Genomic DNA, 25,358 nt, shown 5'->3' with positions numbered 1-25,358 from the left:
CCCTAAAGGTTCAGCGTCTTTAGGGTCCGATTAAATTACGGCTGAGGTGCCTGCTGAGGTGAGTAGATCTCAGATTCGGTCAGCGGGGTGATGGTGGTGAGGGCGGTTTCTTCAGCGTTGATAAAGCCAAAGATTCCAGCGAGCATGCCAAGGGTCACAATGGCGGCGATGGGGTAGTAGATCATCTTTCGTTTGCGCAGCGTCGCAGCGTCGGGGCGTCGGTCAGTGATACCGGCTTTCATATCCGCGAGTTCGAGAGGATGTTCATGGAGCATTTCCGCTTCGGTTTGTTTGCCGTGAACATGGCTTTGTTGAAACGTTTGATATGCACGCCGTACATGTGCCAGATGATGATGGCCAGTACCGCGAGAACGGCTTCGCCGCCATGCGCAGCTTTGGCCGCGGGCACAAATTGACCGGGTAGATAATTTGTGGCAGTGATGGGATTCCACATCAGGAAGCCTGTCATGCCCATGACCGCAGCGCCCCATACAAAAGCCCAATATTCCATTTTCTCTTCGAAGGTATAGCGTCCCATTTGTGGGTAGGTCTTTGCAAAACCGATGTTATAAAGCAGGGCCTGAATTCCATCTTTGGCATCCTGAAGGGATGGAAGCATGGACATCTGGTCGCGTAATACGAAGACGCTATAGCCCATGACGAGGATATGCCAGGCTGTGCCGAACATCATGACAATGGCGGCGATGTGATGGATGGTGCGCAAGTTTTCAATACCGCCAAGCGTGTTCAGAATGGAAACCGCCACCGGATGCCCCGAGAATTTTTGTGCAAGCCCTGTGATGCCCAGCAGGGTGAAAGAAAGCATCATCACCCAGTGCTCGATGCGGCGCGCAATGGGAAAGCGCAGGTAGAGATTGGTAGATGACTGGCTCATGAGTGCTTGACTCCTTTGACGCGATTGATGATGCGTCGGTAGATATCGGTAATAATGAACACGATCATGCCTCCCAATACGGCAGGAATGAAGAATTTATAAAACAGGTTGACGTAATACACGAGTGGGAAATTCTCCGGGCTGGGTTCGTAGTGGCTCATCCACGCGTCGGGGAAGTTGGAGGTGGCATCCGGGTGACAGCGCTGGCATTTTCCCAGTAAGTTGTCTTTCAGGGCAATGCCTGTAGTCGGGTCATCCACCTTGGAGATGTTGTGTACGCCGTGACAGTCGGTACAGACCGGCTTGTTGGTGGGCTGGCCCGGGAATTCCTCTTCAAAGAGTTTGACCGTGGTGCCGTGAAAATCTGCCACGTAGGAATTGAGCACATTCGTGGAGATTTTATATTTATCCATGATCTCTGCATCGGTATGGCAGTTGGCGCACAGGAAGGGTGTGCTGTTTCGGAACGAGACCGTGGTGGGGTCTTGAATATCGTGCACACCGTGGCAGTCGATACAGGTGGGCACGTCAGTGTTGCCTTCCTCTGTCAGTGCGTTTCCGTGTACGCTGGTCTTGTACTGGTCGTAAATGGTGCTATGACATTGGGCGCACGTTTCAGGGATGTGCAGGCGGGCAGAGGCGGTGAGCTCACCACTGGTCTTGCCGGTCAGGCGAGATTGTGTGTGCGGGTTATGGCAGTCCATACAGACTGCGGCATTCTTATTGCCTTCATCGAAGGCGATCTGATGTACGCTGTTGTGCGCCTTGTTGTATTGCTCTTCGTGGCATTCCTTGCAGGTATCCAGGAAACCCAGTGTGAAGTCGCGCACGTTTTTTACTTTTACATCAGGATGGGGATAATCGCTGATGTTCGAGTGACAGTCGACACAGGCGATTCCTTCTTCGCCGTGAACTGACAGCCCAAATTGAGTTGGGTTTATGGTGACGGGAAGAGACTCTTTGCCGAGAGTGAGATCTACGCCTTCCTCCTGATGACAGGCGAGGCAGAAATCATTTGAGGGCTTATCATCTTGATGGGATGGTGCGGCCTGGGCGGGGGTGGTGAGAGAAATCAGGGCGAAAAGAAAAAGCCCAATTCCGAGCAACAGGCTAACGGTCCAGAGATGACGCGGGCGGAGTGGTTTTCTAAAATCCATTACATGCTCCTATTAAAGGAAGTTTTGTCCGATTATAGCCCGAATAAAATGTGTCATGGGGCAATTGCCCCATATTGTAAGAGAGGTCATCACGGGAATAAAGTGCTGAATATCACTGTTTTGGTGTGATTAATAAGGGATTAAAAAAAGATGACGGACATTGCTGTCCGCCATCTTTTTTAATACTTGAAATTACTTTACTGAGCGGGGGCCGGAACTTCCGGGCGTGTGTAGGTGGTCACATCGCCGCCCAGGTCTTCGATCGAGTCGATCAAGATCTGGATGACGTATTTCGGATTGTGAACGTAAACACCTGGGTCCTTCTGGCTATATTGATAGTTGAAGGCCGCCTGGAGCAGGCGGGGGTGTCCAGCGTTGCATAGGATTTGCCACTGTCAGCACCAGAAGAAGTACGGGTAAGCGGCGGGGTTGTATTCGATTGGCGCCACCGTTTGCCGCAGCATAGTTCTGCATTTGGGCATAGAGGGCTTCTGCGAGTGTATCAACTTCACCCTTGATACCTTCGGTCACATCGCCGTCGCCGTCATAGTCCACATCGCTTTCGCGAATGGCCAACGGATCGGTGGTGTCGTGACAGGTTTCGCAGGACTCAACCTTGGGTTCGAGGGCGTGAACATCGTGACAGTCCTGGCACTTGTTCATCTTGCCTTCTTCGTCAGCGTGCATGTTTTGACCGAAATAGGTCTTGCCTTCGTACTGGTAGGCACCCTTGAGCATCGTTGCCAAAGAGGGTGGCGCCAGCCGCAAAGTAGTGGATGTTCTTGAAACGGATCTTGGCGTCAACTGTGTCCGGATCCTTGCCTTTGAGGGCGTTGTTCACACTTGAGGTGGATTCACGGCCCATGTGGCAGGAAATGCACAGATTGGCATCGTCAGCGACCCAGTTGCCATCGGCATCTTTACCGCCGAAGGAGACGGTCTTGCCGCTTGGGAAGACAACATTAGTAACAGCATAGCGCTCTGGCCAAGCTTCTTCGTTATGGCATGTAGAGCACATAAAGCCATTGCTGGAGGGCATAGACTGTACGCCAGTAGTGGAGGTTGTTCCGTTGGAAGTTACTACAGTTGTACCACCATCTTTGATGAAGGTGGGCAGACCTTGGGCAGTATGGCATTTCACACAGCCGAAGGGCACCATGTAGTTGGGTTGACCGTCTTCGGTCAGATCCCAATCGCGGAAGGGCATGGTGTCGCCAGCAAAGTGGCCAGCATCGGTGCGGGCAAGTTTGCTGGTGTCACCGCCGAGGTCGGCGATCGAGTCGAAGAGCAATTGGACGATGTACTTGTTGCCGTGGGCATACGCACCGGGATCCTTCAGGGATACCTGGTAGTTGTAAGCGGCTTTGAGCAAGCGGGGCGTCCAGTTGGGGTAGGCTTTGCCGTCGGCACCCATGAAGTAGGGGTAGGTGGCTGCATCATACTTGATCTCAGCGCCAGCAGTCCCTGCGGCGTACTTGGTGATCTCGGCCATAAGGGCTTCCTGCAGGCCTTCGATTTCATAGTACATGCCTTCTTCAGCGTTTCCATCACCATCGTAATCGGGGGTGGAGGAAACCATGCGGATGTTCTTGAGATCATCCACAGAGGCAACACCTTCATGGCAGTTCGCGCACTGTTCAACCTTCACTTCGAGAGTGTGGGGGTTGTGACAACCGGTGCAGGAATCATAGCCTTCGACGTGGGTATTCTTGGAGTCGTAGCCCATGCCATCATATTCATAACCGCCGTGGGTCATGCCACCGTAAAGGGTGGCCGCTGCGGCATAGTAGTGAACATTACGGAAGCCGAGAACGACATCTTTGCCCTGGTCATCTTTTACAGGAGCGGGCACAGCGTCGGGATCAACGTTCTCACCGAACTTGGCGATGAGGCCGTCAACACTGACCTTGGACTCACGTCCCTGATGACATTCCATACAACGGACATCATCACCGGCTTTGATCTCTACGCCGGAGGGGAATACCACGGTTGTCTTGGAAATGGTACCAGCATTGTGGCAAGCCACGCACTGAATACCTTGGGCTTCAGCGGCGGGAACTGCCGCGTCAACTTTGCCGGCTTCAGAGCCGTCGAGGCCGAGGAAATCCTGGTAGCCAGCGCTGGAATGGCACTTGGCACAGGTGGTGGGCACACCATCAGGATTTTCAGCTGCATCATCCCAGTGACGGAATGGTTCGCCAGCTACGTCGTTGTGACCGGAACCTTGCCAATCAGCCAAGTAGGGGGTTTCTGGCAATGGGGCGGTTGCCGGGGCCTCGGTTGCTTCCGGGGCTGGTGCGCTGGTGGGTGTGCCGCCGCAAGCCGCTAAAATAGCGCCGACAACAATCATCACACCGAGCAATACTAACATTTTCTTGAAGTTCATTTTGCATTCTCCTTTATCAAAGTTTGAAAACCTGATCTAAATATTTCTATGTGATTTCTGCGAAGCCTCCTTTAGTGAAATAAAGCTCAATCTATACATGGGCATTTCGAGCAAATACCTCCGAATTCTATGTTCTTTGAAGATTAAAGACAAGTTAATTTGCGCCATAGTGCACGTGACTTATGTCACTTGTAAATGTAAGCTTGAAATTGTCGCTTTCGGAAGTTGTCAATCTGTTTCGGGTAATAAGGCGACAGTGCAGTTTTGTCGGTACCCTCACAAGAATGATAAGCGGGTTAATTGACGCAATGTCACCTTGCATGTATAATTTTCACCTAGTCATCCATGGATGGCGAATATAGAGGATATATGGCCCTGCGTGGAAATTTACGTGATTTTACGATTACACAATTACTTAATCTGATAAATCTTGCCAGCAAAACCGGGACCCTGATTTTGGATGGTCCTTCAGAGCAGGCCTATGTTTCCTTTCGTGAAGGGAAGCTTGCCTATGCCCGCATCGGCAAGGAAGATGGAAGCCTTGCCCTGGTTTTACACAAGGCAAACAAGATTAATGTGAATCAATACCGCGCTATAGCGGACCGGGCAGGCCAGATGACCGATAAGGAACTTGGCCTGCTTCTTATTAATGCAGGTTATGTCACCCAGGAAGACATTCTGCTGAATTTGCAGGGATATTTCACCGAGGTGGTACGAAAGCTTTTCACATGGGTGGAGGGAATCTTCCGCTTCGAGAATGAAATGCTTCCGCCGGATGACCGCATCAACGTCAGGCTTGATCTCGAAAACATTATTATCGAAGGCTCGCGACAACTGCGCGAATTGGAACAGTTGCAAGATGAAATTCCCAGCCTCGATATGGCGCTAAAGTTTACCGAACGTCCGCTCACCAACGTGAACTTGAGTATTGAAGAGTGGAAAGTGGTTAAGTTCGTTGACCCAAAGAATACAATGCGCCAGATTGCCAGCACAAACAAATTGAGTGACCTTGATATCCGCAGGATCGTTTATGGTTTGTTGCAGGCGGGTCTGGTTGAATTGGCGCGCCCGCAGGGCACGGTTCCTCCGCCAAACCCGAAGCAATTCCCGGTGCAGAATAAAGAAGAACAGAAATCGTTGATCAATAAATTGATTGGCCGCATTCGAACAATGTAATCATCAGGGCTAGAAGGACAGAAATTATGCAAACGGTCAAAATGGTAGTGACAGGTCCATTCAGCGCTGGCAAGACTCAGTTTATCCAGTCTGTCAGCGAAATTGATGTAGTTGCCACAGAACGCAGGATCTCTTCCGATGAAGAGCGCTCCGTAAAATCTGCCACCACAGTGGCAATGGATTTCGGCCGCATCACGGTGGACGAAGACCTGGTATTGTATCTATTTGGTACACCGGGCCAAAAGCGCTTCGACTTCATGTGGGAGATTCTTTCGGAAGGCATGCTCGGATTCATCGTCATGGTGGATAGCACCCGCCCTGAAACTTTCCGCGAAGCGCGTTCGATTCTTGAGACTTTTCGCGCATATGCCCCTACACCCTTTGTAGTTGCAGCCAATAAACAGGATGTGGATGATGCCTGGGATCTTGAGGATGTACGCCATGCCTTGCGCCTTGACGGTGAAACAAAATTATTACCCTGTGTGGCAACGAATCGCGATACTGTCAAAACGGTTTTGCTGGAGTTGTTGTATAGCATCCTAAAAGAAATGGACTCCGAAAAATAGGGTCAGGTGTATCCTTGCTGTGTCTTCAATTACTACTGATCAGGGAATAGTTCATTATGAGGTTTACGGGCGGGGACGCCCGGTAATTCTGTTGCATGGGTATCAAGGTTCATGGGGGTTATGGCAGCAGACCATGGGTTATCTGGGTGCCTTTTATCGCACCTATGCCTTGGATTTTTGGGGGTTTGGAGAATCCGGTACAAAACGTGAGACATATGCTGTAAAAGATTTTGTCGGCTTGGTCAACCAGTTCATGGAGCAGTTGGGAATTATCCGCGCCCCGTTGGTGGGACATAGCATGGGCGGTACGGTCAGTTTGTTGACCGCCATGCAATACCCGGAACGGGTCGAAAAAGTGGTTGTGATCGGTTCGCCCATTTCAGGCTCTTCCCTGTATTTTTTCCCGCGTGTATTCGGATACCGCGCGTTTGGCTGGCTTACTTATCACAATTTATGGATTTATAAATCCTTCTATCGCATCCTTGCTCCCTACTATTCAAAAGATAAACATTGGGCTGAAATGATGGACCGGGATGTATCCCGGACCACATTGGAAGCTTTCTTTGCCAGCATTGGCTCATTAAGACGGACGGATCTACGCCCCAGCCTTCATACCATACAGGTGCCGGTGATGGGCATGTATGGTGATAATGATATCGTGGTGAATCCAAACCAATGGAAGCCGCTGCAGGAAGGCGTATCGAAGGCTCGTATTGAGCGATTTCCAAAAGCGGGACATTTCATCATGTTGGATGAACCGCTTGAGTTCACCCAAAAACTAAAATCATTCCTGGATCAAGAGAATCCGACTTCATGAGTCCGCAGTATTACTATCCTCAGAAAATGGGGAGACTCATCCTGCAGGGCATGGAGGAGGTTATGGGCACGAGTGGGGTGAATACCGTGCTTCATCTTGGCTCCCTTGACAGTATTATTGAAAATTACCCAACGACCAGTTCTGAGCGTACCTTCTCCTTTGAGACGGTCAGCGCGCTTCAGGCTTCCCTTGAAAAAGTTTATGGTCCGCGCGGCGGGCGGGGAGTGGCACTGCGTGTGGGTCGTTCTTCATTCCGATATGGATTAAAAGAATACGGATCCATGCTCGGGTTGACTGAGATGGCTTTCCGCCTCCTGCCTCTCCCGACAAAGCTGCGCACCGGCGCAAGAGTGTTTGCTGACCTGTTCAACAAGCACTCTGATCAGAAGGTTCGCGTGGACGAATCAGAAAATAAAATCTATTGGATCATCGAGCACTGTCCGCTTTGCTGGGAAAGAACGGCGGATGAGGCGATTTGCCACCTGGCAGTTGGGGTATTGCAAGAGGCGTTATATTGGCTCAGCGGGGGGAAAGTGTTTAGCGTTGAAGAAACCGCCTGCGTCGCCCGTGGCGACGAAACCTGTACCATAGTTATAGACCAAACTCCACTTTCATAAACGGCAAAAGGCCATGTTTAACAGTTTTGTTGGACGGGCATTTTGCCACATACTTTGATTTATAATCATATATTATGTTGAAAGTTGTCCTGCATGCCCAAAATCAGATCATGCCGTTTTGTGAACCGGCGCGCGAATTGCGCATCCAAAACTCTCCTCTTTGGCTGCATCAGCGCAACTTACTAGCCCCGTATGTAACACGCGAAATGGAATTGAAGCAGGGCGAACGCCTGCAGCCTGTGCGCGAGCAGGCCATCGTCTATCGCGATAATCTCTTCTTCGATAAATACTATATCCAGGCATTTATGGATCAGGCAATCAAACTTAACAAGCCTGTGCGGGCTGCGTTCCGTTCAGATGACCCTGCCTTCCGTGAACATGCCCTGCCGCTTTCCACGTCCTATACCCCTGCGGGGAGTTTATACCTTGCGGATTTGTGGTATTACCCTAATGGCCCCGTGGCTGGTGCGGAACCACTTGTCATTGATATGCAGGCGCGCGAGATTGGGTATTACCATGTGCCGACCTATATGGGCGACCGCAGCGGCGACCTTGTCTTTCAGGTGCCTTTGCGCGCAATGATGGCGATCGATTCCTGGGTGCATGTCTTCATTGCAGATACCGTGTTTGGTCAGTTTGCGCACGGTGCGCGGTTTGAAAAGAGATTAAATGAAGAACTTGGTTTCAAGCTCAAGATCATTGGCAAGGCCATCTACGAAGGCAGGCAGGTTCTTGAGTGCTCCGAGTTGGTGAAGGTGGGCAAGGGTTGTGTCATTGACCCAAGCGCTGTCATTCACGGCCCCGCCATCATCGGCGATAATGTGACCATCAATGCGGGGGCCGTGATCGAGAACAGCATTATTGGAAACAACGTTAACATTTCACAAGATGTGCAGGTCATGCTTTCAGTGGTGGGGGATGGGGCATTCCTGCCCTTCCGTGCCTCACTCTTCATGACCACCATCATGGAAAATAGCATGTTGGCGCAGAACACCTGTTTGCAAATGTGCGTGATCGGTAGAAATACATTTATCGGCGCAGGCTCCACATGGACCGATTACAACCTCATCCCTGCTCCAATCCGCGCCCGCGATGGCAACGGAAAATTGAGCCTGTCCAACCGCCCGGTGATGGGTGGCTGTGTGGGTCATAATTGCCGTGTCGGCTCGGGCATGATCGTTTACCCAGCGCGCACCATCGAGTCGGATGTGGTGTTGGCAGCTTCCAAGGAACGGCGTGTGATTGACCGGGATATCACGTTCGAGGATAGCGACCACCACAACCTCAAACTTGCTCATCTTCATCAAACCCCATATCACATGCAATCAAAAGGTGACTCAGAGTCATGGTAAACGGCCATCAAGCACCGTCGAGATAAAATGGATAGTTTTGCATTCATCATTCACCCCATCGATCCCAAGCGAGACGTCAGCCGAAAGTTCCCATTTCTAGGCCGTGTATTGAGTGAGAGACAGATCGACTTTTTTTCCACCTTTTTTCCGCCGGTTTACATCTCGGAAATCGAAGGAATCACCTCACAGGCGACCGGCAAGACCATTAAAGGCTGGTTCCTTGCATGTCCGTATACTCCAAGGCGCATGATGGAGTTGCCTGAGCGCACAGTCTATCGTAAAATTATCCAGACCGGGCACATGGCTGAAAGACTTGGAGCCAATATTCTCGGCCTGGGTGCCTTCACCTCTGTGGTGGGGGACGCAGGCGTGACCATCGCAAACAAACTCGAAATTCCCGTAACCACGGGCGATTCCTTTACCGTGGCAATGGCCGTACAAGCTATTCGGGATGCGGCGCACGTGATGGACATTAAAATGGAAAGCGCGACAGTGGCAGTAGTAGGCGCGACTGGCGCGATCGGCCGGGTCTGCGCTGAACTGCTGGCTGGTGAAGCGGCACGGGTTTTACTCGTGGCCCGGGATGAGAAAAAACTCGAAGGATTGCGGGACCGGCTCAAGGTCCACGCAAGAAGCGAGTTGGTCATCAGCACCAAAATGGATGTTTTAAAGGACGCAGAATTGATCTTAACGGTTACCAGTTCCATCCATGACGTCATCCGCCCGGAGCATTTACAGCCGGGTAGTGTGGTGTGCGATGTGGCCCGTCCCCGTGATGTTTCTGCAATGGTTGCGGCGGCGAGAGATGATATATTAGTGATTGACGGCGGAATGGTTGATGTGCCTGGCGCCGTAAATTTCCATTTCAACTTCGGCTTTCCTGATGGAAAGGCGTATGCTTGCATGGCTGAGACCATCGCTCTTGCTTTGGAAGGCCGCTTTGAAGATTACACCGTTGGCAAGGATATTACGTTGGAACGTGTACAGGATATCACCGCGATCGCAGAACGACACGGCTTTCGCATGAGTGGTTTCAGATCGTTCGAGCGCGAAGTAACCAATGAACAGATTGAAGCCGTTCGACAAAACGCCCGCAAAGGGTTACGACGTGCTTAAAGGAGGCTCAACATGGGAAATGCCCGGCTTTTGGTAGTGGAAGATGATGTTGATATCGCCAATATGCTCAAGATCTACTTCACGAGTCTGCAGTATGACGTGGATGTAGCAAATCGCGGCCGTGATGCTCTTGATAAGACAAAGCAGGTTCTGCCGCACCTGATCGTATTGGATATTATGTTGCCGGATATCGATGGTTATGAGGTGTGCCGCAATTTGCGGACGAGCACCCGTACCAGTCATATCCCGGTGATTTTCCTTACCCAAAAAGATGAACGCAGCGATAAATTACAGGGCCTTGAATTGGGCGCGGATGATTACATCACCAAACCTTTTGATATCGAGGAATTGAAACTGCGCGTACAGGGTGCCATTCGACGCTCGGAACGCGAGAGCCTCACCGACCCGCGCTCCGGCCTGCCTGCAGGAAGACTCATCGAGGAACAACTGCGCCGCATCATTCGTGAGAAGGATTGGGCATTGTTGGATGTGCGTGTCAACAACTTTGAAGCCTTCAAGGATGTGTACGGCTTTGTGGCTGGCGATGATGTTGTACGTTTTGCCGCAATGATGATCGGCGAAGTTGTAGACGAGTTGGGTACCACGAGCGATTTTATCGGTCACGCTGGAGGCGACAACTTCATTATCATTACAACGAATGAGGCCGCCCCGAACATTCGCACAAGATTGAAAGACCGCTTTGCCAGCGAGGTGCAAAGTCACTACAACTTTATCGACCGCCAGCAGGGTTTTATTCAAGCCCCGAAAGCTGAAGGGGGAGTGGAGAAGGTCGGGTTTATGTATTTATCTGCGGGATTGGTTTCGCCGAGCCTTCAATCCTTCGCAGATATTCGAGAGATCACTGAACTTGCGGCTGAAGCACGGCGACAGGATACCGCTGCCACTTCTGCTGCCTGATAGAAGCGAGCGTTTTCATGTCTTCCGGGTTGGGTTTAAACCTGTTAATTGCCGGGCTAGTTTTTGGAGCACTGGTCTGGGTGATTTTGCGGGTTTTATCGCGCACCCCGTCCGCTGCTCCGCAGGCTGTTGCTCCCAACTCATTTACAGTCCCCGAATCGTCAAATTCAAATGACGCCATCATTATTCTCGCGCCCGGTGGGCGGGTGGAATACATAAGTGCGCTGGCCCGCACTTATTTTGATTTGCGTGAGAACGAGCCCTATGATCTTGAACGCCTTTCACGACGTGTTCGTCCATCGGATGATTTTTTGGATCTGTGCGTAACTTCAGGATATAAGCGCCTTTCCATTAATGGCAAACTTGTTGAAGTGGCCTCTTATGAAGTTCCGGGCACATACCCCGTAATGCTCATTTCCCTGCGCGGCAAAGAGTTTGCTCCAGCGCTGGAACAAAATGACGGCGCATCGGAAGAGATTCTGCGTGTGGTGACGGAGTTCAGTCAAAGTATCGCCGCCAGCCTTGACCTTGAAACCACGGCGCAATCTATTTTGGATAACGTCAGCCGTCTTGTGCCCTCCGATATCCTTGAATTGAAATTATGGAATGCTGAGGACCAGGCCCTGGTCCTTTATCGTTCTCAAAATGCCAACCCGGGTTCCAATGGACCGGCACGTGTGACCGCGTCTTATTTTGGAAGCCTGACAAACCGATTGATCGAAAGCCGTGCCCCCATTCTGTTTGGGGATGTGCGTTCCCGTTCTGAATTTGAGACGAATGGAGAAGTGCTTCCCATCCAATCCTATTTGGGAATCCCGCTTCTGGCGGGGGGAGAGCTGGTCGGCTCACTCGAAGCTGGTCAAACGGGAAGCGGGGCGTTTGGCCAGTATGATCTTAATCTGCTGTTGTTGGTTTCGGGACAGGCAGCGGTTGCGATCCGTAATGCGAGACTATATGTAAATGAACAGAAACGCGCGTCGGAACTCGCCGGTCTCGCGAATCTAAATCAGACACTTGGCACTGTCCGCGATATGCAGGAGCTTTTCACACGGCTCGTGAATAGCGTGGCACCTTTGTTCCCTGCCGAGATCGTGGGTTTTCTGTTATATGATGAAGAGAAGCATACGATGGAAGGGAAATCTCCCTTCCACGGTTTACCTGCCCACCTGGTTGAGATCTATCGTGTGGCCGTCCCTGCTGAAAGCCTTGCTGAGAAGGTGATCGCTGGACAGCAGCCCATCCTCACCTTAAATGCCTCCACAGACGAGAACTGGCGTACGCTGGGCCTTTCTGATATTGCGATGGCGGCCAGTTTGCGTGATATTGCCTTGGTTCCTTTGCTTTCCTCCGGGCGCACACTCGGATATTTGCAGATCGGCCATCACACCCGCGGCACATCCAGCTTCGGTATGGACGAGATTCGCTTGATGAACATCGTTGCCAATCAGGCGGCGGCGATCATTGAGAACGTGCTGCTGGTTCAGCAGGCACGCGGACGTGCTCAACGTTCCGATGCACTTCGCCGCATTGCCAGCCTTTCAGGTTCGTCTGCCACACTTGAAGAGATCCTCAAATTCTCGATTCGGGAATTGTCGAATCTGTTTCAGGCGGATGCAGGTGCAATTTTCCTGATGGACGAATCGCGCGGCGAATTGCGTTTGAGGCGCGAATCCACATTTGGATTGCCGAAGGACATCAGCAGTTCTTTCATCCAGATTTTTATGGATGACCCCAACTATCGTTCCACAGTTTCGGGAAGCCAGAAACCATTCATCTCCGGGCATCTCAGCACCGATAGAAGGATTCTCACGGTCTATCGTCCGCTGACGACCACGCTTTCGCTTGAGTCGGCCATCGTCGTTCCTTTGATCGTGCGTGATCGCAGCATTGGCGAGTTGATGCTGGGAAGTTTCAAACCCGACTATTTCAATTCATATGATCTTCAAGTGATAGCTACGGCGGCAGGGCAGCTTGCCACAGCCGTGGAATCATCCAGCCTGTTGAATCAAACCGATGACTTTTTACGCCGCCGCGTGGATCAGCTTTCGGCGGTCACACGCATCGGCAGAGAATTGGGCGCATCGCTTGATATCAACCATCTGCTCAAGACCATTCATGATGAAAGCTTGCATATCGTGCAGGCAACCTGTTCATCTGTCTTCCTTTTCCATCAAAATGGCGACCCAGCCGGTACGGAAGTTGAGCTTTTTGCTGGGTGCGGCGAACGTGAATTGTCTGCGATCGAGCAGGATGTGTTGATGACCCGCGAACCCAGACTCATTGCAGACTTTTCGCAAGGAGAGCATCCACAGCCGCATGCCGGGGTTCGCTCTGCCCTGATCGCACCGATCACCTATCAGGCGCGACTGATAGGGTTGATCAGTTTGCATTCGAATAAACTCAACGCATTTTCATCCGGTGACATTGAACTTGCACAAATTCTGGCGGTACAAGCTGGAATCTCATTAAGCAATGCGCAGCGTTATCAATCTGAAAAGAGAAGCGCTGAATTGATGCGCCGCCGCTCAGATACGCTTGTGCGCCTTACCGATGTAAGCTACAGCCTTGGCAACGATCAACCGCTTGACCAGGCTCTCCAGATCATCGCGCGCGGCATTCGAGATTCAACTCCATTCCGCGTAGTCTTGATGAGCATGGTGGAAACAGAGACCGGCATGCTGCGCCGTCTGACCGCTGTTGGTATTCCGCGTGAAACGCTGAATGAATTGCTGGTTCGCAAGCAGCCTTTGGCAAGTGTTCAGCAGCTCATGAAGCCTGATTTTAAGATCAGCCGTTCCTATTTCATCCCCATTGACCAATCGCCTGTGGTTCCTTCTGATGTGCACATGGTCACGTTGGATGTGACTACTGCCTCTGATAAGCTACCCAATGCCTGGGATCCGGATGATGCCCTGCTTGTTCCGCTTGAAGATGCTGATGGGCAGATCGTCGGCTTGATCAGTTTGGATGACCCATCCAATGGTCTGCGCCCGGACCATGCCACCATCGAATCCGTGGAGGTCTTTGCCGCGCAGGCTGCACTGCTGATCAGTAATACTTTGCGTCAGAGCGAATTGCGCATGCGCATTGATTCGCTTTCTTCTGGTTTGCAGCGCCAACAAAAACTGATCGACATTACCCAGAACGACCTGCCCATTTTGCTCCATAAGGACCTTGAGCAAACCATCTCTCTTTACAACCTCGATCAGCGTGCCCAACGTGTGCGAGCCGGTCTTGCCATTACCAAATCCGTCAGCCGTCAGTTGGATGCGACTTCAGCGCTCAGTGCATTGGGCCGCGAAACACTGACCCAGTTGGGAATGTCGATCGCGCTTGTCGCTGAGAATACTTCGGACGGTCCGCGCCTGATCCATGTGCTCGGCAGTCTGCCGCGCTCCACCAATGTGGAATCCCTGTTCGGTCAGCGCAATCCGTTGCGCGCCTGCCTGCAGACTGGAAATCCCATTCTCATTTCCAGCCTCGATGAGAACGATGAATGGCGTGACGCCACGTTGTTGACCTCACTGCGCGCGAAAAGTGTGATCTGTTTGCCGGTGCTTGTTGAAAATAAAACTGTGGCAGCCATGCTTGCCATCAGCCACGAAGCGCTGCCGGATTTCAATGATGAAGACAACAAGGTATACCTGCAGATCTCACAACAGGCATCGCTTATTCTGCAAAATATTTCACTGCTCAGCCAGACGCGCCGACGTCTTGATGAGGTGAATCTACTGCTTGATTTCAGCCGCCAGCTTTCGGGTATGGATCCGGATGCGATCGTCAAATCTCTGCTTGATAGTTCCATTCGTGTTCTTCAACATGCGCATGCAGGTGTGGCACTGGTTTGGAATCAACAAACTGAATTGCTTGTGCCGCGCGCCGCTTCAGGCTATGCCGATAACACCAGCATGACGGCGATCAGCTATCGTCAGGGTGAGGCTTTACCCGGCACTGTCTTTATGAACAAATCCGCGCGCCGAATTGACGAAGTTAATTTCGTGCGCGATTACAACTTAAGCCCTGAAAACCTCGCGCTGTATCGTCAAGCCACTGGTGGACGTCTGCCCGTTTCGAGCTTGTTGGTTCCCATTGGGACAGCGGAACAGAATTTGGGCCTGCTGGTGTTGGATAACTTCAATGCCACATCCGCTTTCTCACATGAAGATGAAGCCCTGCTGCTTTCGCTTACACAACAGATCGCGCTCTCACTCGATAACGTCCGTTTGGTGCAGGCTACGCAGGAACGCGCTGGGCAATTGCACGCCTTGAACAATGCTGCCGCATCTCTGACTTCCAGTTTGCGCAGCGACGAATTGATAAGCTCCCTGCTCGATCAGCTTGTTCCCATCATTCCCTACGACACGGCTACACTGTGGCTGCGTGAAAAAGATCGCCTCGCGGTCGTTTCTGCCCGCGGCTTCCCCGACACGGAAGAACGACTTGGTTTGTCTGTAGCAGTTCAAGATAGCGCCCTCTTCAAGGAAATGGCGCAGACCGGCCAACCCATCCTTATCAACGATGTGCGCGAAGATTCGCGCTTTATGCCCGTGGAAGCTCCACGCCTTTCGTGGCTTGGAATTCCCATGATCTCCAAAGGTGAAATGGTGGGCGTGCTTGCTGTTGAAAAATGGCAGGCGCACTATTACACCCGCGACCAGATGCAAGTCAGCCTTACTTTTGCAAGTCAATCGGCTGTATCGCTGGATAACGCCCGCCTGTACGAAGACAGCGTCAGCCGCGCCACCGAACTCGACCAACGCTCACAACGTCTTGCCACGCTGAATCGTTTTGCGTCCGCACTCACAGGTTTGTTGGATACGGAACAGATTCTGAATTTGACCGCCAACGAATTGCTCAAGGGATTGGGCGCACGGCGCGTCTCTGTTGTGACCTTTGAACGGGGCGGGGCGTACTGGAAAGTTTCCGCCCCTCGAACACGCATCAAACTCCCCCGTCCCTTGCCGGATTCGCCCATCTTTAGCCGCTTGCGTGAATCCCTTGGCATCTTCAATACAGATGATGCCCGCAACGAACCTGATCTCGTGCCGCTCGCCGAAATGCTCGGCGAGAATACCACTGCTCTTTTGGTTTTGCCCCTCGCAAGCGGACAGAATCTCTCGGCGCTTGTTTTCGCTCAAATGACGGGTGAAGCACGTTTCGGTTTTAACGAACTTGAGATCGCAAAGACCATCACCAATCAGGCCACCGTGGCCCTGGAAAACGCCCGCCTGTTCCAACTCTCTGTACGCACGGCGGATCGCTTCTCCATTCTTAATGAAACCAGTTCCCTCGTGAATTCGAGCCTGAATCCGGAAGACGTTTACATGGCGGCTCGTAAGGCGGCTGAGCGTCTCGTACCTTTGGACTCATTTGTCATCACACTGCTCGACGTGGAAAAGAATGAGATCGAGCCTGCCTACATGGTGGATCGCGGTAGACGTATCATGGCGGAACGTGTTCCGTTTGGAAAAGGGATGAGCAGCCAGGTGATTGCAAGCGGCAAACCCATCCTCACTTCCACGCTTGAGCAGGCCTCCAGCATGAATACAGTGCAGGCTGGTGAAGGGGATGATGAAGAGACCCGATCCATTGTGGCAGTGCCCATGGCGCTGGGTGGTAAGACACTCGGCATGCTTTCTGCTCAGAGTTATCAGGAAGGCATGTACACCGAAGAGGATGTACAGATCCTCGGAACACTGGCCAATCAGGTTATCGTCGCCATTCAAAACGGACGTTTGTTTGCAGAAACGCAGAGCCTCGCCTCCCAGTTTGAAAAGCGCGTTATCGAACGCACGGAACAGTTGCAGCGCGAGCAGCAAAATACTGAAACCCTCCTGCGCATTCTCACAGAAGTGTCCTCCAGCCTTGACTTGGACCGTGCCCTTAACCGTACATTGTCATTGCTAAACGAAGCCATCGGAGCGGAACAAGGTACCATTATGCTCCTGCATGCCGAGGACAATCTTTTGCATTATCGCGCAGGTTATGGTTACCTTTCAGATCGCAACGATGCCAGTGGACGAGGCTTTACCTTGAAGGTCGGTGAAGGTCTTGCTGGTTGGGTTGTCCAGAATCGTGAAGCGGTCTTGATAGACGACCTCCATCTTGACCCGCGTTGGGTGCGGAGTTCTGCTTCCGGCCTCGATCATCGCAGCGCCATCGTAGCCCCCATGCAAGTGGGTGAGGATGTGATCGGCGTGCTTATGGTATTCCAGCGGGCCACCAGTTTCTTTAGCTCGGAAATGCTCAACCTTGTGAGGGCCATCGGTGGTCAGGTGGCGGTTGCCATCAACAACGCGCATCTGTATGAATTGATCCGCGATCAGGCTGAAAGACTCGGCGTCATGCTTCGCAAAGAACAGGAAGATGCCAGCCGCTCGCAAGCCATCCTCGAAGCTGTGGCAGATGGCGTGCTCGTCACGGGCGCCGACAATCACATCACCTTCGTCAACTCCTCCACGGAGCGTATTCTTGCACTCGACGAAGCGCGTCTGCTCGGCAATCCGCTTGATGTCTTCGGCGGCTTGTTCGGAAAAGCCGCAAGCACATGGATGGAGACCATCCGCCGCTGGTCGGAAGATCCGTCTTCCTATCTGTCCGGTGACACGTATGCCGAGCAATTGGAACTTGAAAATGAGCGCATCGCGCTGGTCCACCTTGCGCCTGTAATCTTGCAAAACGATTTCCTTGGCACCGTGTCCATCTTCCGCGATATTACGCATGAAGTGGAAGTGGACCGCCTGAAATCTGAATTCGTGGCGACGGTAAGCCATGAACTTCGTACGCCCATGACAGCCATCAAAGGCTACGTGGACATTCTGACAATGGGTGCGGCTGGCGCCCTCACCGAAAACCAGCTGCACTTCCTCGATATTGTCCGTAACAATATCGAACGCCTTAATATTCTGGTCAATGACCTGCTGGATATTTCCCGCATCGAAGCAGGACGCGTCACGCTCAATCCGCAGTCGGTTAACCTGCGCGAGATCGCAGAGGATGTCATCGCTGAAGCGCTGCGCCGCTCGCAGAATGAAGAAAAACCCATGGCGCTTTCCCTTGATGCCCCTGCAAAGATGCCTCAGGTTATGGGTGATAGTGATCGTGTCCGTCAGATCATTGGCAACCTTGTGGATAATGCGTTCAATTACACACCCAGCAATGGAACCATCCGCGTGAACATTCAACGGAAAGAGAATGAAATTCAGGTGGATGTTCAGGATAACGGTGTGGGCATTGCGCCACAGGATCAGGCGCGTATCTTTGATCGTTTCTTCCGCGGCGAGCATCCGCTCGTTCTTGCGACGCCCGGAACTGGTTTGGGACTACCCATCGTTCGTCAGCTGGTTGAAATGCACAGCGGACGTATCTGGATGACAAGCACAGGTGTGCCAGGTGAAGGAAGTACATTCTCCTTCACACTGCCCATCGTACATAATGGAGTTTGAATGGCAAGGATTTTAATAGCAGAAGATGAACCAGATATTCGCGAGCTCGTCGCTTTCACCCTGCGTTTTGCGGGGCATGAGGTGACAGCTACATCCAATGGCGAAGAGGCATTGCATCAGGCTTCCCAGATCATTCCCGATATCATCATCATGGATGTACGCATGCCTCGAATGACCGGCTACGATGCATGCCGCGCCATGAAGGCCGACCCCATCCTGAAGGATATTCCCGTTGTTTTTCTCTCAGCCAAAGGACAGGACTCTGAGATCCAAACTGGATTGGATGCGGGTGCGGAGGAATACCTGCTTAAACCTTTTGCCCCCGACCAGCTTTCTGAACGTGTGAAGGTAATTCTTTCAAAATTCGGAAAATGATGATTCAATGAGCGCAATTATTCTCGACGGTTCGATGGTGCATTACGAGGCATTGGGACGCGGACGCCCCATTGTCTTTCTGCACGATTGGGTCGGCTCATGGCGTTACTGGGTTAATGCCATGCAGGTCGCATCCACATCTTTCCGCGCGTATGCGCTCGATCTCTTCGGGTTTGGTGATACCTCCCGCGACCCGTTGCGCTATTCACTCGATAAGCAGTCCGAACTTGTCAATCGCTTCCTGCAGGAAATGGGTATCGGCAAAGTGGCGCTGGTGGGTCACGGCCTCGGCGCGCTCGTTGGTTTTTCCTACCTCAAACAATTCCCAACGACGGTCGATCGCATGATGGCGATCAATTGTCCGCTTGAATATGATTCGATCAATTCGCGCATGCGGACCGCCACCATGCCCGAGTTGGTGGAATGGCTGGCAGGACGTACCCCCGAAGCAACATCTGCGCTTTCAGATGCGGCCAAAGCGGACCCTCAAGCTGTTTCTGCTTCGATGGCTGCTCTGCAGGGAAATAATGTCTTCGCAGGAATCCGCGATCTGGGTGTACCGTGCTTGTTCGCTTATGGTCCCGAAGACCCTGCCATCAGCATGCCCACACAGGATCGCACAGATTCATTCCCGATGCACATGCACTTGGTCAATCTCGACGGTTCGGGACATTTCCCAATGGTGGACAACCCTGTTCAATTCAACCGCCTGATGACCGACTTCCTCGCACTCGACTCCGGCGCAAGCCCGCGCGACCTGCAATTGAAAGAGGAATGGAAACGCAGAGTGCGTTAGAAAGTTTATGCTCAAAAGCAAAATGCCCCGATGGAAACTCGGGGCATTTTTATTGCGCTTATCGGTTTATTTTTTTCTCGTCACCCACAACCCGATCAACAAACCGACCAAGCCGAGCAGCATCACATTGCCAACGCCATCGCCAACGGATGGATACAGCGTGTTCACAGACCCAATCGGCGTTTGCACGTTTTGAATGCCCGTGAAGCCGCTTGCGTTTTCTTCAAACATGTCCACGCGGTTGATAATCTTGCCATAAGCATTTGTCACCATCGACACACCTTCACCCGTTTGGCGGAAGATGCTCATGCCATTTTCCACGGCGCGGAAGGTTGCCATGCCCGCGTGAATGTCTTTCACTTCGAGCCAATCATTCGATGGGACGAAGAGCAAGTCCACATTCTGTTCGCCAGCTTGTTTGACCGCATTCGGGAAGTCAGCGTCCCAGCAGATGATGGCGCTGAGTTTGCCGTAGGGCGTGTCAATCGTTTGTAGAATGCCGTCGCCTTTGAGCGAGCCTTCAAAATCGTTGCCGCCGTATTTGACGTGAGTCAGTACCACGTCGCCGTTCGGGTCGATGATGTGGACTTTGTTTTCAGCAGGTTGTTTGCCGAGGTCGAAGACAGGCAGCACGATGTAAATATTTTTTTCTTTGGCAAGTGCAGATGCATCGGCGATGAGTTTTTCAACCTGCTCCGAGGAGCCCATGCCCGCGCCTTCTTGCAGGACGACGATGTTCGCGCCTTCGTCTGCCAATATGCGGATTTGATTTAGTTCATCCGCGTGCAGGTCGGAGATTGCCGCTTCGCGCTCCCGCCTGCCGAGAATTGAGTCATCACTTCGATCAGTTTCCCAGCTGGGAGCGAGAAGCCTGCGATCTGGGCGGTGTGCGTCGGTTGGGCAGGGAGCAGAGTCCGCCCGAGGCTGAGAGAAAGGATGAGGGCGAGCGCCCCGGCAAAAGTCCAGGAAAGAGGCGCGGGTTTTTTATCCCAAAAATGATTGACGAGGCTGGCGAACCAACTCATCACAAAGGTCACGCCCCATAGCCCTGTCACTGAGGCGATCTGCATGGCGGGCAGAAAATCGCGTTGGGAGTATGCCATTGCGCCGAAGGTGCCGAAGGGACTGCCGCTGGCGGAGAAGAAATCCATGGCGGTGTTGGCGATGGGGAAGATGAGCGTGAGCCAGGCGGTGCTGCCGAAGCGGCGATAGTAGATGCGGTCAATGACGTAGGGCAGTAAGCCGAGCGGCGTGGTGAGTAGGAAGAAACCGACTTCGGCGAGCGGATGTATTTTGGACATGAAGGTTGCGCCCTGCCATGAGATGATGGTGGGGATGGCGGAGACAACCCAGAGCAGAAGGAAGTTGCGCCCGGCTTTGTCGCTTTCGCGGAAGAAGCGGATGATGAAGATGGGTACGATCCATGCCGCGAGCGGGATGTTCCATTTGCCGCCGATGAATAAGCCGAGGATGGCAGCGAGTGCGAGATAGAGATAGCGTTTGTTCATGTGGGTCTCCTGTGTAGTGATTGGTAATTAGTAATTGGTGATAGTCGCTATTGTATGGATTTACCCCTCTCGCCACATCGTCCATTCAGAGCGAAAGCGGACATTGTCCGTTCGGACAATATGCCCAGGAGCGTGTCACGAGTAGAATAGGCGTATGGAACAAAACTCAAGTAAGGCTGCCTTTATTTCCTATCCCTTCTACATCTTTATTTCCCTCTTGATCGGGGCGATTGCGGTTATCGCGATACGCGATCTGTGGAATTCAAGTTCGCTGATCTACACTGCGATTTTTTCACTTCTATTCCTTCTTCACATTGCATTGTTCTGGTCGAATACACGGCAGGATGAAAATTCGCGCTGGTGGTTCTTTTATTATCCCGCTCAGGTTGTTTTGATCGTTGCGATGGTGAACCAGCCATTCGCAAGCGACATCAACCTGACTTTGTTGGGTTCATCCATTCTTTGTTTGATCGGCGAGTCACTGGGGCTGTGGGGCAACACGCGCCGTGCCTTGTATTTGGGGATTTTCCTTTTTATCTTTATGGTGGTCATGCTGTATTTCGCGGTCGGGCGCGATAGATTGCCGCTTGCCCTATCCAGTATGTTGGTGAATGGCGGGTTTATTGTGCTTTTGATGGTGATGTTCAATCAGCAACTCGCCGAGCGCCAAAAAGCCGAAGAACTTGCAGAGAGCCTTGAAAGCGCGAACGCAAAACTTGCCGCTTCTGCCGCCAAGATCGAATCGCTGACCTTGCAGAACGAACGCCAGCGCATGGCGCGGGAGTTGCATGACACACTCGCGCAAGGTGTGGCGGGACTCGTCTTACAGCTTGAAGCGGTGAAAGCGCACCTTGCGTCCAACCGCAATGAACGCGCATCAGCCATCGTTGAGCAGTCGCTCACACGCGCACGGAGCACCCTTGCTGAATCCCGCGCGGCAATTGATGATTTACGCGCGGCTTCCACAGATGTCTCCGACTCGGTTCGTGAAAAACTTGAACGCTTCACACAAGCGACGGGCATTCCCTGTGAATTGGAAATCTCTGTAAACGAGAATCAACTTGCCCTTGAAATAACGAATCATGCCCTCAATATCTTGAACGAATCTCTGACCAACATCGCCCGTCACGCACAGGCGACTCAAGTGAAAGTTGTGTTTGCAATTCAGGATAAAAATCTACAACTCGAAGTTCGCGACAATGGAAAAGGTTTTGATGTGAATAAAAATACGAGCGGACATTATGGGCTGGTCGGGATGCATGAACGTGCGCGGCTGACAGGCGGGATGCTTTCTATTAAATCAAATCAAAGCGGTACGAGTGTTCAATTTATCGTGGGGAGGTCGTGATGATCCGCGTGATGATCACGGATGACCATCTCATTGTCCGCGAGGGATTGCGGCTGATCCTTGAAACGGCTGATGATATCGAAGTCGTCGGTGAAGCGGTGGATGGCGCAGAGTGTCTTGAACTCGTCGCGAAATTAAATCCCCAGGTCATTCTGATGGATCTGCAAATGCCGCGCATGGACGGCATCACCGCCATCGAGCATCTGCGAAAAGATTTTCCCGAAATCGCCATCGTCATTCTCACTACCTACAACGAAGATGATTTGATGATCCGCGGTTTGCAATCTGGCGCGCGCGGATATTTGCTCAAAGACTCGAGCCGTGAAAATTTATTGGATGCGATCCACGCAGCCGCGAAGGGCGAGACGCTGCTCAAGCCGGAGATACTCGCCCGCGTACTCGCGCCTCAGACTCAGCCGAAACCTGAGGCTACAACCCAAATCGAATCCACGCTGACAGAGCGCGAACTCGAAGTGCTGCAATCCGCAGCGAGAGGCGAGCGCAACAAAGAGATCGCTTACAAATTGGGCATCACGGAAAGAACCGTCAAAGCTCACTTGCAAAGTATCTATCAAAAGTATGGTGTAGATTCGCGTGCTGCGGCTGTGGCGGTCGCTGCACAAAAGGGATTGCTGGGAATTTAAACAAAGAAGCCTCCCGAATTTTCGGGAGGCTTCTTTGTTTCTGCTGGCGGATTATTCCCCGCCACCACCCATGGCGAAGTTGATGATAATACCCAAAACGATGCCGCCGATCCAGATGTACATCGGGGTCTTGAGCTTGAGGTCTTCATTCTTCATGTTTTGAAGACCCCAGATGAAGGTGTAGAGCATGCAAATGAAACCCAAAATGCCCTTCAGCAGACCTTCCTTCTGGAACAACTTGATCAGAACCCAGATGCCTGCAATGAAAGCAAGGACGCCACCGATTCCCATGTTTGCTGAAAATTCCATTTCACACTCTCCTCTTAAAGTTGGTTGGATTTATGCAATCAGGCGGAACGCCCAATAAAACATCAATGAAGTAAACACCCATGCTGTAATCCCGTTACGTCTTTCAAGGCGGTTTACGAAATTGATAATTTTTATCCTGGCAGACTTGGGTAATACCAAAACTGTGATCATCAATAACAGGGCCATCAAGAAGATGGGAGCAAACGCATGGGTCTGTAGGGAATCCGAGATGTTGCCGTGAAATAACTGCATGGTCGCGCGGGTCAATCCGCAGCCTGGGCAGGGGACGCCTGTTGCCGCGAGGATGGGACAATTCCAAAACGACAGTCCCATCATGCCCAGCCCCAGGTGGACCACCCCAAACCCGACGATCGCGGCAGTCTCAACGCGACTTTCGAGGATGGTTGAGAAAACGGGTTGGTGCCAGAGAGTTTTGAGCGAATCATTCATGCGGATATAAACCCATTCCCGTCAAAAAGGATGCCTCCACTTTCGCAGTTATGAGCCGCGTACTGCAAAGACGTTGATGGCCTGATTTTTCCCTTTGAAAATGATCTTCCCAAGGTCTTCCACTTTGATGTCTTCGGGCAGAGATTCGCGGGTGTAGTTATCGATAAGCAGGGGATGCAGAGCTTCCTTGGTGTATTCTTCAATTCTTGAGGCGACATTCACAGTATCGCCGATGCAGGTGTAAATGGCGCGTGTTTGCGTGCCTGTATATCCCGCCACCATTTGACCCGTGGCAATGCCGATCCCAATGCGGATCTGCATTTTCCCCTGTGCCAGTTGGTTTTGATTGAACACCTTCAACTGTTCGAGCATTTGCAGGGCGGCGCGCACGGCTTTTTCAGAATGGTCTTCAAAAAAAATGGGCGCGCCAAAGACAGCCATTAACCCATCGCCGACCACCTGGTTGACCGTGCCGCCGTTATTCGTAATGGCATCGAACATCAAGCTGAAATATTGGTTGAGCAGGTCAATGGATTCAGACGGCTCCTGATTTTCTGCAATGGTAGTGAACGAACGAATATCGGCGAACATAATGCTGGCTTTCACCTGTTTGCCTCCAAGCGAAAAGCCCGAGCGCAGCAATTGTTCGGCCACTTCCTTCGTTGCGAAGGTTCTAAACAAACGTCGCTGCTCATCGCGCAGTCGTTTCTTTTCGAGGCTGGCATTTACCCGCGCGCGCAGCAGGATCGGGTTGACAGGCTTTGTCAGGTAATCTTCCGCGCCGAGTTCGACGCACTTGACCACGGCATCCAACTCTTCCATCGCTGAAGTCATGATGATGGGGATCTGCCGAAGGTCCACATCATTCAGGCAGGCTTCGAGCACCTCAAAGCCGTCCATCTCGGGCATCTCAATATCAAGCAGCATCAGGTCGAACACGCCCGTGCGGAATTTTTCCAAACCCTCCCTGCCGTTTTCAGCAGTCTCTACAACATGCCCCTGTTGTTCAAGACTGCGCGAAAGCACCATGCGGTTGACCTTGTTGTCATCCACGATAAGCAAATGGGCGGGACTTGAAGATACGGTCATCAATTTACCTCAATCCATCCAATTGACCCCTGACTTGTTCAAACGCATCCTGCAGGACCTCAAGCCTGTTCCCGATTTCGAGGACATTCTCTCGCCCGAGCATTTCCAACTCGCGAGCCAGCCCTGCAAGACTGGTTGCGCCAAATGTCGCCGCATTCGATTTGAGCGAGTGCGCCGCACGCCGAAACGAATCGGCATCCTGCGCAGCCAGCGCATTCTTCATGGTCGTGATCTGACCTGGCGTATCTTCCAAAAAAGTGTCGATCAATTCACCGATAAAATCCGCTCCCGCGGCTTCCTTTAATGCATTAAATGTATTCATATCTATGACAGACATGTTTCTCCAGTTTTTGTAGTCTCTGCATATGAGGCAGGTTGCAGCCCCGTCAGTTCT

General features: G+C 52.0%; 23 protein-coding genes. 12 read left to right on the top strand and 11 right to left on the bottom strand.

Going from position 1 to position 25,358, the window contains the following annotated elements; all coding sequences use genetic code 11:
* Positions 1 to 35 precede the first annotated feature (35 nt).
* The 5 genes from IPI86_RS18605 to IPI86_RS18585 all read right to left on the bottom strand — a co-directional run bounded on the left by IPI86_RS18605 (position 36) and on the right by IPI86_RS18585 (position 4,438).
* A complete protein-coding gene (locus IPI86_RS18605) occupies positions 36 to 242 on the bottom strand; it encodes a hypothetical protein (RefSeq protein ID WP_345299511.1) in 207 nt (68 codons plus the stop codon).
* A complete protein-coding gene (locus IPI86_RS18600) occupies positions 239 to 895 on the bottom strand; it encodes a cytochrome b/b6 domain-containing protein (protein ID WP_345299510.1) in 657 nt (218 codons plus the stop codon). The genes IPI86_RS18605 and IPI86_RS18600 overlap by 4 nt, the downstream gene beginning before the upstream one ends.
* Positions 892 to 2,052 (bottom strand): ammonia-forming cytochrome c nitrite reductase subunit c552, encoded by a 1,161-nt coding sequence (locus tag IPI86_RS18595; protein WP_345299509.1) that lies wholly within the window; start codon positions 2,050 to 2,052, stop codon positions 892 to 894. Before IPI86_RS18595 ends, IPI86_RS18600 begins: the two co-directional genes overlap by 4 nt.
* Before the next feature lie 327 nt (positions 2,053 to 2,379).
* Positions 2,380 to 2,715, bottom strand: coding sequence for a hypothetical protein (locus IPI86_RS18590; protein WP_345299508.1), 336 nt, complete (start codon positions 2,713 to 2,715; stop codon positions 2,380 to 2,382).
* Between the two features lie 13 nt (positions 2,716 to 2,728).
* A complete protein-coding gene (locus tag IPI86_RS18585) occupies positions 2,729 to 4,438 on the bottom strand; it encodes a hypothetical protein (protein ID WP_345299507.1) in 1,710 nt (569 codons plus the stop codon).
* A 345-nt stretch (positions 4,439 to 4,783) separates the two neighbouring features.
* On the opposite strand from IPI86_RS18585, the gene IPI86_RS18580 reads away from it, so the two are divergent.
* The 10 genes from IPI86_RS18580 to IPI86_RS18535 all read left to right on the top strand — a co-directional run bounded on the left by IPI86_RS18580 (position 4,784) and on the right by IPI86_RS18535 (position 19,616).
* The gene (locus tag IPI86_RS18580; protein ID WP_345299506.1) at positions 4,784 to 5,614 is read left to right on the top strand and encodes a DUF4388 domain-containing protein; all 831 of its coding nucleotides are present in this window, start codon (positions 4,784 to 4,786) and stop codon (positions 5,612 to 5,614) included.
* A 26-nt stretch (positions 5,615 to 5,640) separates the two neighbouring features.
* On the top strand, positions 5,641 to 6,180 hold the full coding sequence (locus IPI86_RS18575; protein WP_345299505.1) for an ATP/GTP-binding protein: 540 nt from the start codon (positions 5,641 to 5,643) through the stop codon (positions 6,178 to 6,180).
* 19 nt (positions 6,181 to 6,199) lie between these two features.
* Entirely contained in the window at positions 6,200 to 6,997 is a 798-nt protein-coding gene (locus IPI86_RS18570) for an alpha/beta hydrolase (RefSeq protein ID WP_345299504.1), read from the top strand.
* 62 nt (positions 6,998 to 7,059) lie between these two features.
* The gene (locus IPI86_RS18565; RefSeq protein WP_345299503.1) at positions 7,060 to 7,614 is read left to right on the top strand and encodes a 4-vinyl reductase; all 555 of its coding nucleotides are present in this window, start codon (positions 7,060 to 7,062) and stop codon (positions 7,612 to 7,614) included.
* A gap of 74 nt (positions 7,615 to 7,688) precedes the next feature.
* Positions 7,689 to 8,966 carry a multidrug transporter gene (locus IPI86_RS18560; RefSeq protein WP_345299502.1) on the top strand — a complete coding sequence of 426 codons (1,278 nt, stop codon included), beginning with the start codon at positions 7,689 to 7,691 and terminating at the stop codon, positions 8,964 to 8,966.
* Positions 8,967 to 8,993: 27 nt separating this feature from the next.
* Complete coding sequence (locus IPI86_RS18555; RefSeq protein WP_345299501.1) at positions 8,994 to 10,082, top strand: shikimate dehydrogenase; 1,089 nt, start codon at positions 8,994 to 8,996, stop codon at positions 10,080 to 10,082.
* Positions 10,083 to 10,094: 12 nt separating this feature from the next.
* A complete protein-coding gene (locus IPI86_RS18550; protein WP_345299500.1) occupies positions 10,095 to 11,000 on the top strand; it encodes a response regulator in 906 nt (301 codons plus the stop codon).
* A 17-nt stretch (positions 11,001 to 11,017) separates the two neighbouring features.
* Positions 11,018 to 18,445, top strand: coding sequence for a GAF domain-containing protein (locus tag IPI86_RS18545; protein WP_345299499.1), 7,428 nt, complete (start codon positions 11,018 to 11,020; stop codon positions 18,443 to 18,445).
* The gene (locus IPI86_RS18540; RefSeq protein ID WP_345299498.1) at positions 18,446 to 18,820 is read left to right on the top strand and encodes a response regulator; all 375 of its coding nucleotides are present in this window, start codon (positions 18,446 to 18,448) and stop codon (positions 18,818 to 18,820) included.
* Between the two features lie 7 nt (positions 18,821 to 18,827).
* Positions 18,828 to 19,616 carry an alpha/beta hydrolase gene (locus IPI86_RS18535; RefSeq protein WP_345299497.1) on the top strand — a complete coding sequence of 263 codons (789 nt, stop codon included), beginning with the start codon at positions 18,828 to 18,830 and terminating at the stop codon, positions 19,614 to 19,616.
* A 66-nt stretch (positions 19,617 to 19,682) separates the two neighbouring features.
* Here the strand turns inward: IPI86_RS18535 and IPI86_RS18530 are convergent, their stop codons facing one another.
* On the bottom strand, positions 19,683 to 20,372 hold the full coding sequence (locus tag IPI86_RS18530; protein WP_345299496.1) for a carbon-nitrogen hydrolase family protein: 690 nt from the start codon (positions 20,370 to 20,372) through the stop codon (positions 19,683 to 19,685).
* Positions 20,373 to 20,386: 14 nt separating this feature from the next.
* Positions 20,387 to 21,124: a hypothetical protein gene (locus IPI86_RS18525; protein ID WP_345299495.1), complete on the bottom strand. Its 738-nt coding sequence runs from the start codon at positions 21,122 to 21,124 to the stop codon at positions 20,387 to 20,389.
* 154 nt (positions 21,125 to 21,278) lie between these two features.
* On the opposite strand from IPI86_RS18525, the gene IPI86_RS18520 reads away from it, so the two are divergent.
* Both IPI86_RS18520 and IPI86_RS18515 read left to right on the top strand, forming a co-directional pair.
* On the top strand, positions 21,279 to 22,472 hold the full coding sequence (locus tag IPI86_RS18520) for a sensor histidine kinase (protein ID WP_345299494.1): 1,194 nt from the start codon (positions 21,279 to 21,281) through the stop codon (positions 22,470 to 22,472).
* On the top strand, positions 22,472 to 23,116 hold the full coding sequence (locus IPI86_RS18515) for a response regulator transcription factor (RefSeq protein ID WP_345299493.1): 645 nt from the start codon (positions 22,472 to 22,474) through the stop codon (positions 23,114 to 23,116). The genes IPI86_RS18520 and IPI86_RS18515 overlap by 1 nt, the downstream gene beginning before the upstream one ends.
* A gap of 51 nt (positions 23,117 to 23,167) precedes the next feature.
* Here the strand turns inward: IPI86_RS18515 and IPI86_RS18510 are convergent, their stop codons facing one another.
* The 4 genes from IPI86_RS18510 to IPI86_RS18495 are packed head-to-tail and all read right to left on the bottom strand — an operon-like array spanning position 23,168 to position 25,301.
* Entirely contained in the window at positions 23,168 to 23,425 is a 258-nt protein-coding gene (locus IPI86_RS18510) for a hypothetical protein (RefSeq protein ID WP_345299492.1), read from the bottom strand.
* Between the two features lie 30 nt (positions 23,426 to 23,455).
* Entirely contained in the window at positions 23,456 to 23,875 is a 420-nt protein-coding gene (locus IPI86_RS18505) for a DUF2752 domain-containing protein (protein WP_345299491.1), read from the bottom strand.
* A gap of 48 nt (positions 23,876 to 23,923) precedes the next feature.
* Entirely contained in the window at positions 23,924 to 24,964 is a 1,041-nt protein-coding gene (locus IPI86_RS18500) for an adenylate/guanylate cyclase domain-containing protein (protein WP_345299490.1), read from the bottom strand.
* 4 nt (positions 24,965 to 24,968) lie between these two features.
* Positions 24,969 to 25,301, bottom strand: a complete 333-nt coding sequence (locus tag IPI86_RS18495) for an Hpt domain-containing protein (RefSeq protein WP_345299489.1) — start codon at positions 25,299 to 25,301, stop codon at positions 24,969 to 24,971.
* Positions 25,302 to 25,358 lie beyond the last annotated feature (57 nt).

Origin of the sequence: Candidatus Villigracilis affinis (assembly GCF_016705895.1) — a bacterium.
GTDB lineage: Bacteria > Chloroflexota > Anaerolineae > Anaerolineales > Villigracilaceae > Villigracilis > Villigracilis affinis.
This window is presented reverse-complemented; position numbering and strand designations above follow the sequence as displayed.